Annotated in this window: 12 protein-coding genes and 2 riboswitches; of the genes, 7 read left to right on the forward strand and 5 right to left on the reverse strand. The window is 72.7% G+C overall.

Annotated elements, in window-relative coordinates:
* Positions 1-102 precede the first annotated feature (102 nt).
* The 4 genes from ACFWRV_RS21970 to metE form a co-directional block, all read right to left on the reverse strand.
* The gene (locus ACFWRV_RS21970) at positions 103-1,503 is read right to left on the reverse strand and encodes a lysine N(6)-hydroxylase/L-ornithine N(5)-oxygenase family protein (RefSeq protein WP_384337040.1); all 1,401 of its coding nucleotides are present in this window, start codon (positions 1,501-1,503) and stop codon (positions 103-105) included.
* A 70-nt stretch (positions 1,504-1,573) separates the two neighbouring features.
* Entirely contained in the window at positions 1,574-3,157 is a 1,584-nt protein-coding gene (locus ACFWRV_RS21975) for a pyridoxal phosphate-dependent decarboxylase family protein (protein ID WP_384337042.1), read from the reverse strand.
* Between the two features lie 167 nt (positions 3,158-3,324).
* Complete coding sequence (locus tag ACFWRV_RS21980) at positions 3,325-4,281, reverse strand: Imm49 family immunity protein (RefSeq protein WP_384337044.1); 957 nt, start codon at positions 4,279-4,281, stop codon at positions 3,325-3,327.
* A 128-nt stretch (positions 4,282-4,409) separates the two neighbouring features.
* Positions 4,410-6,734 carry a 5-methyltetrahydropteroyltriglutamate--homocysteine S-methyltransferase gene (metE, locus tag ACFWRV_RS21985; protein ID WP_384337046.1) on the reverse strand — a complete coding sequence of 775 codons (2,325 nt, stop codon included), beginning with the start codon at positions 6,732-6,734 and terminating at the stop codon, positions 4,410-4,412.
* A gap of 163 nt (positions 6,735-6,897) precedes the next feature.
* A riboswitch (cobalamin riboswitch) is annotated at positions 6,898-7,113 on the reverse strand.
* A gap of 321 nt (positions 7,114-7,434) precedes the next feature.
* On the opposite strand from metE, the gene ACFWRV_RS21990 reads away from it, so the two are divergent.
* Positions 7,435-7,632, forward strand: coding sequence for a hypothetical protein (locus tag ACFWRV_RS21990; protein ID WP_359149142.1), 198 nt, complete (start codon positions 7,435-7,437; stop codon positions 7,630-7,632).
* 100 nt (positions 7,633-7,732) lie between these two features.
* Here the strand turns inward: ACFWRV_RS21990 and cobF are convergent, their stop codons facing one another.
* Positions 7,733-8,539, reverse strand: a complete 807-nt coding sequence (gene cobF / locus ACFWRV_RS21995) for a precorrin-6A synthase (deacetylating) (RefSeq protein WP_384337177.1) — start codon at positions 8,537-8,539, stop codon at positions 7,733-7,735.
* A gap of 195 nt (positions 8,540-8,734) precedes the next feature.
* Positions 8,735-8,867, forward strand: a riboswitch (cobalamin riboswitch).
* Between the two features lie 246 nt (positions 8,868-9,113).
* Between cobF and ACFWRV_RS22000 the strand changes: the two genes are divergently transcribed.
* From ACFWRV_RS22000 to ACFWRV_RS22025, 6 genes are all read left to right on the forward strand, one after another.
* Positions 9,114-10,616 (forward strand): CoA-acylating methylmalonate-semialdehyde dehydrogenase, encoded by a 1,503-nt coding sequence (locus ACFWRV_RS22000; protein WP_384337049.1) that lies wholly within the window; start codon positions 9,114-9,116, stop codon positions 10,614-10,616.
* Positions 10,613-11,767, forward strand: a complete 1,155-nt coding sequence (locus ACFWRV_RS22005) for an acyl-CoA dehydrogenase family protein (protein ID WP_384337051.1) — start codon at positions 10,613-10,615, stop codon at positions 11,765-11,767. The genes ACFWRV_RS22000 and ACFWRV_RS22005 overlap by 4 nt, the downstream gene beginning before the upstream one ends.
* A complete protein-coding gene (locus tag ACFWRV_RS22010; protein WP_384337053.1) occupies positions 11,764-12,831 on the forward strand; it encodes an enoyl-CoA hydratase/isomerase family protein in 1,068 nt (355 codons plus the stop codon). The genes ACFWRV_RS22005 and ACFWRV_RS22010 overlap by 4 nt, the downstream gene beginning before the upstream one ends.
* Positions 12,828-13,754 carry a 3-hydroxyisobutyrate dehydrogenase gene (gene mmsB, locus ACFWRV_RS22015; RefSeq protein WP_384337055.1) on the forward strand — a complete coding sequence of 309 codons (927 nt, stop codon included), beginning with the start codon at positions 12,828-12,830 and terminating at the stop codon, positions 13,752-13,754. Before ACFWRV_RS22010 ends, mmsB begins: the two co-directional genes overlap by 4 nt.
* The gene (locus tag ACFWRV_RS22020) at positions 13,751-14,560 is read left to right on the forward strand and encodes an enoyl-CoA hydratase (RefSeq protein ID WP_384337057.1); all 810 of its coding nucleotides are present in this window, start codon (positions 13,751-13,753) and stop codon (positions 14,558-14,560) included. The genes mmsB and ACFWRV_RS22020 overlap by 4 nt, the downstream gene beginning before the upstream one ends.
* A 198-nt stretch (positions 14,561-14,758) precedes the next feature.
* Positions 14,759-15,823 carry a biotin/lipoate A/B protein ligase family protein gene (locus ACFWRV_RS22025; protein ID WP_384337059.1) on the forward strand — a complete coding sequence of 355 codons (1,065 nt, stop codon included), beginning with the start codon at positions 14,759-14,761 and terminating at the stop codon, positions 15,821-15,823.
* Positions 15,824-15,883 lie beyond the last annotated feature (60 nt).

Consider the following 15,883-nt stretch of genomic DNA (forward strand, 5'->3'; position numbering starts at 1 on the left):
CAGCTCACCGAGGAGATCACCGCCCGCAAGGGCTGATCCCCCGGCGAACCACCCCCGCCCCGGGCCGCACGGTGAACCCCACCGCGCGGCCCGGCCGCGTCGTCACCGTCGTTCCTCGGCCGGACGCGCCGACGGGTCCCGGTCGTCCCGGTCGTCGCGGTCCTGCGCGGCGAGGCCGAACGTCGTGAAGGCCGTGCGCTCGGGCAGCGGGTAGAACTCCTTGCCGGTCAGCGCGTTGACGATGACGGCGGAACGCCAGGCGGCCAGACCCAGGTCCGGCGCGCCGACGCCGTGCGTGTGCCGTTCCGCGTTCTGCACGAAGAGCGATCCGGCGATCTCCGGTGCGAGAACGAGCCGTTGAGCCGCGTCGACCTGCGGACGCCCGGCCTCGTCGCGGACGATGTACGGGTCGAGGGCGGCCAGCAGCAGGTCGACCGGGCGCTCCCGATACCCGGTGGCGAGAACGACGGCGTCCGTGACGAGCCGGCCCCGCCGCTCCTGCTGGCCGTGCTCGACGCTCAGCTCGATGCGCCCCGCCGCGGTGGCGGCCGCTCCGGTGACCTCGATGCCGGGTGTCAACGTGACGTCGGGCCAGCCCCCGCCGAGGCTCCGCCGGTACAGCTCGTCGTGGATGTCCCCGAGCGTGTCCCCGCTGACGCCCTTGTAGAGCTGCCACTGACGGGGCAGGAGCCGGTCCCGGGTGGCCTGCGGAAGTCCGTGGAAGTAGCGGGTGTAGTCGGGCGTGAACTGCTCCAGGCCGATCTTGCTGTACTCCATGGGCGCGAAGGCCGGCGTACGGGCCAGCCAGGTCAGCGCCTCCGCCCCCTCGGGCCGGGACCGCAGCAGGTCCAGCAGGACTTCGGCGCCCGACTGGCCCGAGCCGACGACGGTGATGTGGCGGGCGGCCAGCAGCCGGTCCCGCTGGGCGAGATAGTCCGCGGAGTGCAGCACCACGGCGGCCGGGTCCCCGACCAGCTCCCGCAGCGGTTCGGGGACGTGCGGCGCCGTGCCGACGCCGAGGGCGAGGTTACGGGCATGGGCGAGCCCGCTCGTGAGCGCTTCCCCGTCGGGGCCGAGGCGGCTGAACTCCACGGCGAACGCGCCCTGTCCGGGGTCCCAGGCGACGGTGTCGACGCGGTGGCCGAAGCGGGTGGAGGGCAGTTCGGTGCTCACCCAGCGCAGGTAGTCGTCGAACTCGGAGCGGTGGATGTGGAAGCGCTCGGCGAAGTAGAACGGGAAGAGCCTGCGGCGGGTCTTGATGTAATTGAGGTAGGACCAGGGGCTGGTGGGCTCGACGAGGCTCACCAGGTCGGCCAGGAAGGGCACTTGCAGCGTCGCGCCCTCGATGAGCAGCCCGGGGTGCCAGTGGAAGGCGGCGCGCTGCTCGTGGAAGGCGGTGCGCAGCCCGGGAACGCCGTCGGCGAGTGCGGCGAGCGAAAGGTTGAAGGGCCCTGCCCCCACCCCCAGCAGATCGAGGGGCGGCGTGCGCGGTCCGGGTGTCATCGGGTTCCTCCGGCGGGGGTCGCTGGGGCGGCGGGGGGTCGTCCCGTACGCGTCGTGCGCATCGTCGACGTCATGGCGACAGCCTTTCCGTCACGGGGGCATCGGTACCTTCGGCCGCCGCGGCTTCGCTCGCCGCACGGTCCGCCGCCGCCGTGACGAGGTCGAGCAGGGGTAGCAGGTCGGCCGTGGCGGCGTTCGGGTGCAGGAGGGTGGCCTTCAGCCAGAGGCGGCTGCGGCCGTCGCCGTCCTCCGCGACCGCCCGGCCGAGGACGGCGCGCCCCTCGGTGAGCAGGGTGCGGCGGACTGCGGCGACCACGGCGTCGCCCGCCTCGTCGGGCAGCCCGTCGGCCACCGTCGGCCGGAACAGCACGGTGCTGATCCCGATGTCGCCGGGCCGGCGGCGCAGTGCCGGGCGCGCGTCGACGGCCCGGCCGAACTCGTGGGCCGTACGCACGCAGTGCTCGACCAGTGTGCCGAGCCCCCGGCGTCCGAGGGCGCGGAAGGTGACCGCCATCTTCAGGGCGTCGGGGCGGCGGGTGGTACGGATCGAGCGGCCCAGCAGGTCGGGGAGTCCGGCCTCGGTGTCGTCGTCGGCGTTGAGGTAGTCGGCGCGCAGGGACAGCGGGGCGAGCATCGCGGCGTCGGCGACGGCCAGCACTCCGGCGGCGACCGGCTGCCAGCCGAGTTTGTGCAGGTCGAACGTTACGGTGGCGGCGTGCTCCAGGCCGGCGAGCTGAGGGGCCAGGCGCTCGCTGAACAGCAGTGGGCCGCCGTACGCGGCATCGACGTGGAGCTGGGCCGTGTGCCGTTCGGCGATGCGGGCGATCTCCGGGAGCGGGTCGATGCGCCCCTCGTCGGTGGTCCCGGCGGTGGCGACGACCAGGAGCGGCGCTCCGGCGAGGCGGGTCAGGGCGCGGTCGAGGGCGGCCGGGTCGATCCGGCCGTTGCCGCAGGGGACGACCGTGGGGGCGGGCAGGCCGAGCATCCAGGCGGCACGGTGGACGCTGTGGTGGACGTTGGCGCCGGTCACCACTCGCAGCGGACCGGGGGCCGACCGTTCCCGGGCGAGGAGCAGGGCGACCAGGTTGGACTCGGTGCCGCCGCTGGTGATGAGCGCGTCGGGGGCCGGGGCCGTGGGGTGGACGAGCCGGGCCAGTGCGGCCGTGGTCAGCTCCTCGATCACACCGGCGGCGGGCGCCTGGTCCCAGGAGTCCATGGAGGGGTTGAGGGCCGCCCCCGCCAGGTCCGCCGCGACGGCCACGGCGAGCGGCGGGCAGTGCAGATGGGCGACGCAGGCGGGGTCGGCCGGATCGGCGGCCCCTTCCGCGACCGCGCGCACGACGTCCCCGAGCGCGGCCTCGGGGCCGACGCCCTCCTCCGGCAGAACCGGGGAGCAGAGGGCCAGGGTGCTCAGGGCCACGGCATCGGGCCCTCCGGCGGGCAGCGGTCCGCCCCGGGCCGGGGCGGCGTTCTCCAGGGCGTCCAGGACGATCGCGGTGAGGGCCCGCAGGTGGTCCGGCCCGTGCGCACCGCCCGCCACGAGGCCTCCCCGTACGTCCTGTGCGCCGGGCCCCGACGGCGTACCGGCACGCGCGCCCGACGCCCCGGCCTGCGCCGGGGGTTCGCCGGGGAGCGGGAGCGGAGGAGGCGGCATGGCGAGGACCTTCGGTCGTGGTGCGGGCGGGCCGTGCGGAAGCGGGTCCGCGCGCGGGGCGACACCGGGGGCGGAGAGATCCACCGCCGGGGATTTGCTGGTTAGGCTAACCTAACTTGGAGGGCGCGAACGACGGGCGGCCCGCCGGGCCCCGGAGGCTGCTTCGCCTACTGGGCAACCGAGTTGCCGGGTCCCGCCTCCGCTGCCCGGCGCAGCGCGTCCGGGGAGCCCAGCAGGTCGGGCGGCAGATAGCGGGAGCCGATGCCCAGCTCCCATCCGTGCACCTGGACGGCGAGGGCGGCCAGGGCGAGGGGGTCGAGCGGCAGCAGGGTGCGGGGCGCGGGAGCGGGTCCCGCACTCTCCCGGTAGGCGTCGAGCCGGTCCGCCAACGCCTGCTCGAACGCGTGCTGTTCGTCGTCGAGGAGCAGGCGCAGAAGGTGCTGATCGGGGGTGAGCGCGCCTACGGCGTCCAGCGCGGCGGCCGCCTGTACCCGCTCGTCGGCATCGGGCTTGCGCAGGGGCACGGTGGGCCGGTGGCGGGGCTGGTGGCCTTCCGCCTCGGCCAGATACGGGCACAGGGCGTCCATCGCGGCGAGGTCCGCCGGGTCCGATGCCGAGGCGAGCGAGGAGTACGGCACCCCTTGGCGGATCGAGGGCGCGAAGTCGTTCCGCAGCAACGGCCCGATCACCCGCTGCCGTTGCCGGACGAGACCGCTGGCGAGGGAGACCGCGAAGAGGTCCAGCCAGGTCCGGGCCGAGGGAGCCTGCGCGTTTGAGAAGGCGACGACGTCGCCGAAGGATATGTCCTCGCTGCTGAGGCTCTCCCCGACCAGGGGGAAGAAGATCTCCTGGTCCCCGTCGGGGAAACAGCCGACGCTCATCTCCCCCAGGTGGCACTCCGCCGCCGTGCTCAGCGCGGAGCGTGCCAGATCGTCGAGCGCGATCCCCTGCCCGGTGCGGGCGGCGACGTGGTCGAGCAGTTCCTCGGCCAGTTCGCGCATCCGCCGCGGGTCCGGATCGTCGTAGCGCATCCGGTGCCACCGCCCCGCGGTACGGCCGACGATGCCTTCCGATGCCTCGCCCAAGCGCCGGATATCCACCTCATGACACGTCACTTCCCGCACGCACGCCGCCCTTTCGTGATCTTCGATCCGGAAGCGGCACGCTATCAGCGGACTCGGACACGCACCGGTCCGTACGGGTGGGGGCCCGGCGCGGGAGCGGCGGTCACCGCTCCCGCACCGGGCCCGGATCACGCCGCGTCGGTGGGCAGCTCGGCGCGGATCTCCCGCGCGGCGGCGACCAGGTTCTCCAGGGAGGTCCGGGTCTCCAGCCAGCCTCGGGTCTTCAGGCCGCAGTCGGGGTTCACCCACAGCCGTGTCGCCGGGATGGCCTCAAGTCCCTTGCGCAGCAGGGCCGCTGCCTCCTCGGTGCTGGGGATGCGCGGGGAGTGGATGTCGTAGACGCCGGGTCCGGCCTCCCGCGGATAGCCGTGGGCGGCCAGTTCGCGGGCGACCTGCATGTGGGAGCGGGCCGCCTCCAGGCTGATGACGTCGGCGTCGAGGTCGTCGATGGCCTGGACGATGTCGCCGAACTCCGCGTAGCACATGTGGGTGTGGATCTGGGTGTCCGGCCGCACGCCTGCGGTGGCGAGGCGGAAGGACTCCGTCGCCCACTCCAGGTACGCGGCGTGGTCGGCGGCGCGCAGCGGGAGCGTCTCGCGCAGCGCGGGTTCGTCGACCTGGATCACCGACGTTCCGTTCGCTTCGAGGTCGTTCACCTCGTCGCGCAGGGCGAGGGCCACCTGGCGGGCGGTGTCGCCGAGCGGCTGGTCGTCGCGGACGAAGGACCAGGCGAGCATGGTGACCGGCCCGGTGAGCATGCCCTTGACGGGGCGCTCGGTCAGCGCCTGCGCGTACGTGGTCCAGCGCACGGTCATCGGCTCGGGCCGCGAGATGTCCCCGGCGAGGACCGGCGGGCGGACGTAGCGGGTGCCGTAGGACTGCACCCAGCCGTGCTGGGTGGCGAGGTAGCCGGTGAGCTGCTCGGCGAAGTACTGCACCATGTCGTTGCGTTCGGGCTCGCCGTGCACCAGGACGTCGATCCCGGCCTTCTCCTGGAAGGAGAGGACCTCGCGGATCTCGTCCTTGATGCGCTCCTCGTACCCGGCCTCGTCGATCCGGCCCGCCCGCAGGTCCGCCCGCGCCGTGCGCAACTCGGTGGTCTGCGGGAACGAGCCGATCGTGGTGGTCGGCAGCAGCGGCAGCCCGAGGTGCGCGCGCTGGGCGGCGGTCCGCTCGGCGTACGGCTGGGAGCGGCGGCCGTCCGCGTCGGTGATGGCCGCGGCACGGGCGCGGACGGCCGGGTCGCGGGTGATCGCGGCGTCGGTGCGGGAGGCCAGGTCGGCGCGGTTGGCGGCGAGTTCGGCCGCGATGGTGTCCGTTCCGGCGGCGAGACCGCGGGCCAGGACGACGATCTCGGCGGTCTTCTGCCGGGCGAAGGCGAGCCAGCGGGCGATCTGCGGGGCGATGTCGGTCTCGGCGGCGGCGTCCAGCGGGACGTGCAGCAGCGAGCTGGAGGCGGAGACGTCGACCCGGTCGGCGAGGCCGAGCAGGGTGCCGAGGGTGGCGAGCGACTTCCCGTAGTCGTTGATCCAGATGTTGCGGCCGTTGACGACACCGGCCACCAGCCGCTTGCCGGGCAGTCCCCCGGCGGCGGCCAGGTCGTCGAGATTGCCCGCGCCGGTCTCGGTGAAGTCGAGGGCCAGCCCGTCGACGGGAGCCTTGGCCAGGACCGTCAGCGCCTGGCCGAGCCGCCCGAAGTAGGAGGCGACGAGCAGCTTGGACCGGTCCGTGAGGCCGCCGAGCTCGCGGTAGGCACGGGCGGCGGCGTTCAGCTCGGCCGGGGTGCGGTCCTGAACGAGCGCGGGCTCGTCCAGCTGCACCCACTCGGCACCGGCCGCGCGCAGGTCCGCGAGGACCTCCGCGTACACCGGCAGCAGCCGGTCCAGCAGGGTCAGCGGCTCGAAGTCCGGGGCCACGCCGGGGGCCGCCTTGGCGAGCAGGAGGTAGGTGACGGGGCCGACCAGGACCGGGCGCGGGGTGTGGCCGAGCGCGAGGGCCTCCTTGAACTCGGCGACCTGCTTGGCCGAGTCGGCGGTGAACACCGTGTCCGGTCCCAACTCAGGCACCAGATAGTGGTAGTTGGTGTCGAACCACTTGGTCATTTCGAGCGGGGCCACGTCCTGCGTGCCGCGGGCCATGGCGAAGTAGCCGTCGAGGGCGTCGGCGCGGACCGCGTCGCGGTGCCGCTCGGGAACAGCGCCGACCATGACACTGGTGTCCAGGACATGGTCGTAGTACGAGAAATCACCGGTCGGCACTTCGTGGACGCCGGCCTCGGCGAGCTGCTGCCAGGTTCCCCGGCGCAGTTCCGCGGCGGTCTGCCGGAGGGCGTCGGCGCTGACGCGGCCCTTCCAGTAGCCCTCGATGGCCTTCTTCAGTTCACGGTTCTGACCCTGGCGGGGGTAGCCGTACACGGTGGCCCGTGCTGCCGCGGCTGCGGGCTTCGCTGTCACGTGACTCTCCTTCGCGAGCGTGTCTGCGGTGCAGATCCCGGGACGGGACGCGGACGCGAAGGGATGACGCATCGGGCGGACACCGGACACGTCGAACCGTGTCCGTCCACCTGATGGTTACGCCGACCCGCCCACGAGGTCACCGAGATCTCCGCACGCGAACGGTCGCGTGCGGGCAACGGGCAGGTCTTCGGACTCGCGGGCACGTCTGCCGGGGCAGACACCTAAAGGCCGTCGCTTCCCAGACCCGGCCGGGCCCAGTGCGTATGACGGCGGTCGTTCCCACTCACCGCTGCGGGGCAGTCCCGGATTCCCACCGGGTTCCCTCTTGCGACACCCTGTCTGGCGGACAGGGCGAACCAGTTGCAGCGGCCAGCCTAGGGGACGACCGCCGGGCGCACACCGTTGTTCACACTTCGGACGGTGATGTGAGACACGCGCCCGCTTCTTCCCGATCGCGCTGAAGACCGGGCCGGGCCACGGAGCGGGGGCGACACGGGTTCCCCCATCGTTCGACTTTTCGCCATCCGCTCCCTGACCTTCGGTCAGGTCGTTCGGCTCGACTGTGCGGAGGCAGTGACCCAGATGTAACCGATTGGCGTAGAGAACGCGGAACCACGGAGCGTCACAAGCCGTTCTTCTTCGCACTACACGGCCGCCGACCCGCGGCGAAGCCGACCGAGGAAAGGGACAACGCCCTATGAAGAAGACAGTCGGGTGGGCCCAGGACGGCGACGACTGGACGATCACCGTGAACGGCACGCTGTATCGCGCGATCGAACGGCCCACGGACGGCCGGGTGCACGACTACCTGGTGAGGGGCGACGACCTGACCGCCGAGTGCCCGAGCCTGGGGCACGGGCTCGGCGTGATCCGGGCGCACGAGACCCGGCGCTGACACCCCGCCGGTCCGACGACGAGGTGCGGAGGCCGCCCGCCGCCCGCGCCTCGACGCGGGCCCCTCGGCGGCCCCGGCAACCGTCAGCGATCAGCCGCCGTCAGTCCGTGCCGCCGACGCCGTCCGCCTCGTCCGGCGTCCGGCGCAGCAGATAGGTGTCCATGATCCAGCCGTGCCGTTCGCGGGCCTCGGCGCGCAGGCGGCTGATGTCGTCGGCCACCTCGTCGAGCGGGCCGGAGACCAGGATCTCGTCGGGGGTTCCGATGTACGCGCCCCAGTGGATCCACAGGCCCCTGCCTGTCAGATGGGTGAAGCTCTCGTGGCCGTCGAGCATCACGACGATGTCGCCGTCGTCCTCGGGGAAGCCCTGGGCCAGCCGCCTGCCGGGGGTGATGTGGATGGGCCGGCCGACCTGGTTCAGGGTGACGCGGTGCCGGGCGGCGAGGGCGGAGACGCTGCTGATGCCGGGGACCACCGCATGGCCGAATTCCACCGTGCCGCGCCCTCGGATGTCGTCGAGGATCGCCAGCGTGCTGTCGTAGAGGGCCGGATCGCCCCACACCAGGAAGGCTCCGCACTGCCCCGGTGCGAGCTCCTCGATGATCAGGCGCTCGCAGATGTCGGCGCGGCGGTGCCGCCAGTCGTGCACCGCCGAGGTGTAGCGCCCGCCGTCCTGCTGGGTCCGGTCGCGCCACGGGTCGTCGGCCTCCACCACGCGGTACGGGCCGGTGAGGTGCTCGTCGAGGATGTCGCGCCGCAGCCGGGTCAGGGACTCCTTCTCCTTGCCCTTGCCGAGCACGAAGAAGACGTCGGCCCGGCGCATGGCCTTCACCGCGGCCAGGGTCAGATGGTCGGGGTCGCCGGCGCCCATGCCGATGACGAGGATGTGGCGGGGCGCGTCGCTCATTTCAGCCATGTCTGCCATGTCGGCCGATCATGCCAGGGGCCGGTGCGGCGAGAGTGCGCGCATGGCGTCGCGAGGCAGGCGGGAACGGTCAGACAGGCCCCGGGCGGGGTGGACTTACTAGGACGTCCAACTATATGTTCGTGAGCAGAGAGGTGACCGGCATGGAGCCGGGCGCCTCGAAGGCCCGTGGTGTCAGGGAAGCCGGTGTGATTCCGGCGCGGTCCCGCCACTGTGACCGGGGAGTCCGTCCTCGCAGGACACGCCACTGACGGTGAGGCAGCCGTTGGGAAGGCACGAGGGCGGGCGCTGATCCGGGAGTCAGGATACCGGCCGCGGGATGTTCCGTGTTTCCACGAGGATGGAGCAGACACGCATGGCACCGGTCCGTCATCACGGCCCCGCAGGCACGTCCCGGCGAGCGGTTCTCCCCGCCCCCTGACGGCCTGAGCCCTTCGCGTCCCCGACGACGAGCCCTCCGTTTCCGCGCGCATCCGACCGGTGCGCCGCGGCCTGGCGGGCCCGTGCGCCATCCCCGGATCTCACCTGACGATCTCCACGACGAGAGCAGGCTTCCATGGTCCGCGAACTCACTCATTTCATCGGCGGCAAGCACACGTCCGGCACCTCGGGCGGCTACGGCGACGTCTTCGATCCCAACACCGGCCGGGTGCAGGCCCGGGTTCCGCTGGCCGACCGCGCCGAGACGGAGGCGGCGATCGCCGACGCCGTCGAGGCCCAGCGCGAGTGGGGCGAGTGGAACCCGCAGCGCCGCGCCCGGGTGCTGCTGCGCTTCCTCCGGCTCGTCGAGAAGGAGAAGGATTCGCTGGCCCGGCTGCTCTCCTCGGAGCACGGCAAGACCGTGGCCGACGCGCACGGCGACATCGCGCGCGGACTGGACGTCGTGGAGTTCGCCGCCGGTGTCCCGCATCTGCTGAAGGGCGAGTTCAGCGACAACGCGGGGGCCGGCATCGACGTCCACTCGCTGCGCCGGCCGCTCGGGGTCGTCGCGGGCATCACTCCGTTCAACTTCCCCGCGATGATCCCGCTGTGGAAGGCCGCACCCGCCCTGGCCTGCGGCAACGCCTTCATCCTCAAGCCGTCCGAGCGGGACCCGTCGGTGCCGCTGCGGCTGGCGGAACTGTTCCTGGAGGCGGGCCTGCCGCCGGGCGTCCTCAACGTCGTCAACGGCGGCAAGGAGGCCGTGGACACCCTCCTGGAGGACCCGCGCGTAAAGGCGCTCGGCTTCGTCGGCTCGACGCCGATCGCCGCGCACATCTACGCCACGGCCGCCGCCCACGGCAAGCGGGCCCAGTGTTTCGGCGGGGCGAAGAACCACATGATCGTGATGCCGGACGCCGACCTGGACCAGGCGGTGGACGCGCTGATCGGCGCCGGTTACGGCTCGGCGGGCGAGCGGTGCATGGCGATCTCGGTCGCCGTGCCGGTGGGCGAGGCCACCGCCGACGCGCTGGTCGCCAGGCTCACCGAGCGGATCGCCGAGCTGCGGATCGGCCGCTCGGACGACCCGGACGCCGACTTCGGGCCGCTGGTGGGCCGCGACGCGGTGGACCGGGTCCGCGGCTACGTCGACCTCGGGGTCGAGGAGGGCGCGGAACTGGTCGTCGACGGGCGGGACTTCACCCTGGAGGGTCACGAGGACGGCTTCTTCGCGGGCGCTTCCCTCTTCGACCGGGTCACGCCGGACATGCGGATCTACCAGGAGGAGATCTTCGGCCCGGTGGTGTCCGTGGTCCGTGCGGCGGACTACGAGGAGGCGCTGCGCCTGCCCTCGGAGCACCCGTACGGCAACGGCGTCGCGCTCTTCACCCGCGACGGCGACACCGCCCGCGACTTCACGCGCCGCGTCGACACCGGCATGGTCGGCGTCAATGTGCCGATCCCGGTGCCGGTCGCGTACCACACCTTCGGCGGGTGGAAGCGGTCCGGGTTCGGCGACCTCAACCAGCACGGTCCGGACGCCATCCGCTTCTACACCCGTACGAAGACCGTCACTTCGCGCTGGCCCGCCTCGGGAATCCGGGACGGCGCGAGCTTCACGATTCCGACCATGGGATGAGCATCGTGACCACGCTCCTCACCGACGACCAGCTCGCGGTCGTCGAGACGACCCTGGACTTCGCCCAGGAACACCTGGCCCCGCACGCCGTGGCCTGGGACCAGGACAAGCACTTCCCGGTCGACGTGCTGCGCAAGGCGGCCGGGCTCGGCCTCGGAGGCGTGTACGTACGGGAGGAGTTGGGCGGCTCCGAGCTGTCCCGCTCCGACGGCGTCCTGGTCTTCGAAGCCCTGGCCACCGGCTGCCCGTCCATCGCGGGCTATCTGTCCATCCACAACATGGTCGGCTGGATGATCGACCGGTACGGCGGCGAGGACCAGCGCGGCCGCTACTTGCCCACGCTCTGCACCATGGAGCAGCTGGGCAGTTACTGCCTGACCGAACCGGGCGCCGGGTCCGACGCCGCGGCGCTGCGCACCCGCGCGGTGCGCGACGGCGACCACTACGTGCTGACGGGGACGAAGCAGTTCATCTCCGGGGCGGGCGCCTCGCACCTCTACATCGTGCTGGCCCGCACCGGCGACGACGGGCCCCGGGGCATCTCCGCGTTCCTCGTCGAACGGGACGACCCCGGGCTCTCGTTCGGGCCCAACGAGAAGAAGATGGGGTGGAACGCCCAGCCGACCCGGCAGGTCCTGCTGGAGGAGGTGCGGATCCCGGCCGACCGGCTGCTCGGCGAGGAGGGCGGCGGCTTCCGGATCGCGATGAACGGGCTGAACGGCGGCCGACTCGGTATCGCGGCCTGCTCGTTGGGCGGTGCGCAGAGCGCCCTTGACCGCAGCCTGGCGCATCTCGCGGACCGGGAGGCGTTCGGCGGCCGGCTGCTGGACGCGCAGGCGCTGCAGTTCCGGCTGGCCGACATGGCGACCGAACTCGCCGCCGCCCGAGCACTGGTGCGACAGGCCGCCGAGGCGCTCGACCGGAACGTGGCCGGCGCCCCGCAGCTGTGCGCGATGGCCAAGCACTTCGCGACGGACACCGGCTACTCGGTGGCCGACCGGGCGCTCCAACTGCACGGCGGCTACGGCTATCTGGCCGAGTACGGCATCGAGAAGATCGTCCGGGACCTGCGGGTCCACCAGATCCTGGAAGGGACCAACGAGATCATGCGCGTCATGGTGGCCCGGAGCCTGACGGGAGCCCTGCGATGACCGAGGAGCTCGTACGGGTGCACACCGAGGGACGTACGGGGGTGGTGACCCTGAACCGGCCGAAGGCGCTCAACGCCCTCACCCACGCGATGGTGGAGGCGATCGCGGCCGCCCTGGACCGGTGGGAGCACGACCCGGAAGTGGCCACCGTCGTCATCACCGGGGCCGGGGAGCGCGGCCTGTCCGCGGGCGGCGACATCCGGTCCATCCACGAGGACGCGCGCGTCGGCGGCAGGGCCTCGGCCGCGTTCTGGCGCGACGAGTACCGGCTCAACGCCCGGATCGCCCGCTACCCCAAGCCGTACGTGGCGCTCATGGACGGCATCGTGATGGGCGGCGGGGTCGGGGTCTCGGCGCACGGCAGCGTCCGGATCGTCACCGAGCGCTCCAGGGTCGCCATGCCGGAGACCGGGATCGGCTTCGTGCCGGACGTCGGGGGCACCTATCTGCTGGCCCTCGCACCCGGGGAGCTGGGCACCCATCTCGCCCTGACGGGCGCGGTGGTCGGAGCCGGGGACGCCCTGCTGTGCGGGCTCGCGGACCACTTCGTACCGTGGGCGGACCTGCCCGCGTTTCTCGCCGGACTGCGGACCGAACCTCCCGCCCCGGTCCTGCACCGCCATGTCCGGGAAGCACCCCTCGGCATCCTGGACGCCGACCGCGCCTGGATCGACCGCTGTTACGCCGCCGACACGGTCGAGGAGATCGTGGAGCGGCTGCTCGCGTCCGACGCCCCGGCGGCGGGTGAGGCGGCCGCCACGATCCTCGGCCGCTCGCCGACCGCGCTGAAGGTCACCCTCGCCGCACTGCGCCGGGCCCGGGAACTCGGACCGCTGGAAAGGGTGCTGGAGCAGGAGTACCGCATCTCCTGCGCCGCTCTCTCCTCGCACGACCTGGTGGAGGGCATCCGCGCCCAGGTGATCGACAAGGACCGCGCGCCCCGGTGGTCGCCGGGCACGCTGGTCGAGGTCACGGACGCGGACGTGGCCCGGTACTTCGCACCGACCGGCGACGAGGAACTGTCCCTCGCCGCATCCGACTCACCGCAGGAGGTGCCCTGGTGACCACGACTGTCGCCTTCATCGGGCTGGGCCACATGGGTGGTCCGATGGCTGCCAACCTCGTCCGGGCCGGCCACCGGGTGCTCGGCCACGATCTGGTGGAAGCCTGTCTGTCGGCCGCCGCGGCGAGCGGGGTCGAGCGGGCGGAGTCCGCCGCCGAAGCCGCCTCGGTGGCCGACGTGGTGATCACCATGTTGCCGGCGGGCCGCCATGTCCTCTCCCTGTACGGGCCGGAGGGCCTGCTCGCCGCCGCCCGTCCCGGCACCCTGTTCGTCGACTGCTCGACGATCGACGTGGCCGACTCCCGGGCCGCCCACGCAGCGGCGGAGGCGGCCGGTCACCGGTCGCTGGACGCGCCGGTGTCCGGCGGGGTGGTGGGGGCCGAGGCCGGCACGCTCACCTTCATGGCCGGGGGCGGGGAGGCCGCGTTCGCGGAGGCCGAACCGCTGCTGTCCGTGATGGGGAAGAAGGCGGTGCACTGCGGGGCGGCGGGCGCCGGGCAGGCGGCGAAGATCTGCAACAACATGATCCTCGGCGTCTCGATGATCGCCGTCAGCGAGGCGTTCGTGCTCGCCGAGAGCCTCGGCCTCTCCGACCAGGCGCTGTTCGACGTCGCCTCGGCGGCCTCCGGACAGTGCTGGGCGCTCACCGTCAACTGCCCGGTCCCCGGGCCGGTCCCGGCCAGCCCCGCCAACCGCGACTACCGCCCCGGGTTCGCCGCCCCGCTGATGGCGAAGGACCTCGGGCTGGCCGCCAACGCGGTGCGCGCGGGCGGCGTCGATGCCGAACTGGGTCTCCGTGCGGCGGAGTTGTACGCCCGATTCGCCGAGGGTCCGGGAGCGGACCAGGACTTCTCCGGGATCGTCCGGGCCATCAGGGCCACTTCGCCGAGGACCGGCAGGACAGAGGAAGGCACCACCGCATGAGCGAGAACCACGAGAGCACGTCCACCCCGGGCCCGTACGGCACCATCCTCGTCGAGCGCCGGGGCCGCACCGCCCTGCTCACCCTGAACCGGCCGGGGGCGCTCAACGCGCTGAGCCTGGACGTCATGCGGGAGACCGTCGAGGCCACGGAAGCGCTCGACCGCGACCCGGACGTCGGCTGCATCGTCATCACCGGCAGCGGGGAGAAGGCGTTCGCGGCCGGGGCGGACATCAAGGAGATGCAGCCGAGGAGCTACCTGGACATGTACCTCAGCGACTGGTTCACCGCCTGGGACCGGCTCGGTCAGCTGCGCACGCCCACGATCGCCGCCGTACGGGGCTACGCCCTGGGCGGCGGCTGCGAGCTGGCCATGCTGTGCGACCTGGTGATCGCCTCGGACACGGCGGTCTTCGGGCAGCCGGAGATCCGGCTCGGCGTGATCCCCGGCATCGGCGGCTCCCAGCGGCTGACCCGGGCGGTCGGCAAGGCCAAGGCGATGGACCTGTGCCTGACTGGCCGGAACATGGGCGCCGAGGAGGCGGAGCGGGCCGGTCTCGTCTCCAGGATCGTGCCGGACGCGATTCTGCTGGAGGAGGCGCTCGCGGTCGCGGGGACGGTCTCCGGCATGTCGGGGCCGGTCGCGATGATGGCGAAGGAGGCGGTGAACCGGGCTTTCGAGACGACGCTCGCCGAGGGCGTGCGCTTCGAACGCCGCCTGTTCCACGCGGTGTTCGCGACGGCCGACCAGAAGGAGGGCATGAAGGCGTTCACCGAGAAGCGGCCCGCGGAGTTCACCCACCGCTGAGACGCGCCACCGGCGCCCCGGCGCGGGCCGGACGGTGTGTGGCGGCAGGCGCGCACACGCGCCTGCCGGCCACCGCCGGCGCACGAGGCGCGGCACGGGCAGTGCGGCGGGGATGATCCGCACCGCGATGCGTGTTACATCCTGGTGTGTCCGGCTCGGCACCGAGCCGGACCCTCTCGGAGAGCTGGAGGCGGCGCTGTGCACGGTGAGTACAAGGTTCCCGGCGGCAAGCTGGTCGTGGTGGACCTGGACGTGGCGGGCGGGGCGCTGCGGAACGTCCGCGTCGCCGGGGACTTCTTCCTCGAACCGGACGAGGCGATCCTCGCGATCGACGCGGCACTGGAGGGCGCCCCGGCCTCTGCCGACACGGCCGGGCTCGCGGCCCGGATCGAGGCGGCGTTGCCCGACTCCACGGTGATGCTCGGGCTGAGCGCGGAGGGCGTCGCCATCGCCGTACGCCGGGCGCTCGCGCAGGCCACCGAGTGGAGCGACTACGACTGGCAGCTGATCCACGAGGCCCCGCAGCCGCCCGCGCTGCACATGGCGCTGGACGAGGTGATCACCGCCGAGGTCGCGGCGGGGCTGCGTCCGCCGACGCTGCGGGTCTGGGAGTGGGACTCCCCCGCCGTGATCATCGGCAGCTTCCAGTCGCTGCGCAACGAGGTGGACCCGGCGGGCGTGGAGCGGCACGGGATCGACGTCGTACGCCGGATCTCCGGCGGCGGCGCGATGTTCGCCGAGCCCAGCTCCACCATCACCTACTCGCTCGCCGTCCCGCAGGCGCTGGTGTCGGGGCTGTCCTTCGCCGACAGCTACGCCTATCTGGACGACTGGGTCCTCGAAGCCCTCGCGGACATGGGCATCAAGGCCTGGTACCAGCCGCTCAACGACATCGCCACCGAGGTCGGCAAGATCGCGGGAGCGGCGCAGAAGCGGGTGGTGGGGCCCGACGGCGGGCCCGGGGCCGTGCTGCATCACGTGACGATGGCCTACGACATCGACGCCGACAAGATGCTGGAAGTGCTCCGCATCGGCAAGGAGAAGATGTCGGACAAGGGCACCCGGTCGGCGAAGAAGCGCGTCGACCCACTGCGGCGGCAGACCGGCCTGCCCCGTCAGGTCGTGATCGAGCGCATGATCGAGTCGTTCCGCAAGCGGCACGGCCTCACGGTCGGCCACGTGACGGACTCCGAGCTGGCGCGCGCCGAGGAGCTCGTACGGACCAAGTTCGCGACGCCAGAGTGGACGGCCCGGGTGCCGTAGGGTCCTGGGCGCATGCCCGCGTTCCGGCCCCGCTGTGGCCCCCGCCCCCGCATACTGGGT

Origin of the sequence: Streptomyces sp. NPDC058576 (genome assembly GCF_042718715.1) — a bacterium.
Lineage (GTDB): Bacteria > Actinomycetota > Actinomycetes > Streptomycetales > Streptomycetaceae > Streptomyces.

Excerpts from the sequence above, each read along its gene's own strand:
- ACFWRV_RS21970 (WP_384337040.1), bottom strand. The coding sequence starts at position 1,503 with ATGACACCCGGACCGCGCACGCCGCCCCTCGATCTGCTGGGGGTGGGG.
- ACFWRV_RS21975 (WP_384337042.1), bottom strand. The coding sequence starts at position 3,157 with ATGCCGCCTCCTCCGCTCCCGCTCCCCGGCGAACCCCCGGCGCAGGCC.
- ACFWRV_RS21990 (WP_359149142.1), top strand. The coding sequence starts at position 7,435 with ATGAAGAAGACAGTCGGGTGGGCCCAGGACGGCGACGACTGGACGATC.
- cobF (WP_384337177.1), bottom strand. The coding sequence starts at position 8,539 with ATGAGCGACGCGCCCCGCCACATCCTCGTCATCGGCATGGGCGCCGGC.
- ACFWRV_RS22000 (WP_384337049.1), top strand. The coding sequence starts at position 9,114 with ATGGTCCGCGAACTCACTCATTTCATCGGCGGCAAGCACACGTCCGGC.
- ACFWRV_RS22005 (WP_384337051.1), top strand. The coding sequence starts at position 10,613 with ATGAGCATCGTGACCACGCTCCTCACCGACGACCAGCTCGCGGTCGTC.
- ACFWRV_RS22010 (WP_384337053.1), top strand. The coding sequence starts at position 11,764 with ATGACCGAGGAGCTCGTACGGGTGCACACCGAGGGACGTACGGGGGTG.
- ACFWRV_RS22020 (WP_384337057.1), top strand. The coding sequence starts at position 13,751 with ATGAGCGAGAACCACGAGAGCACGTCCACCCCGGGCCCGTACGGCACC.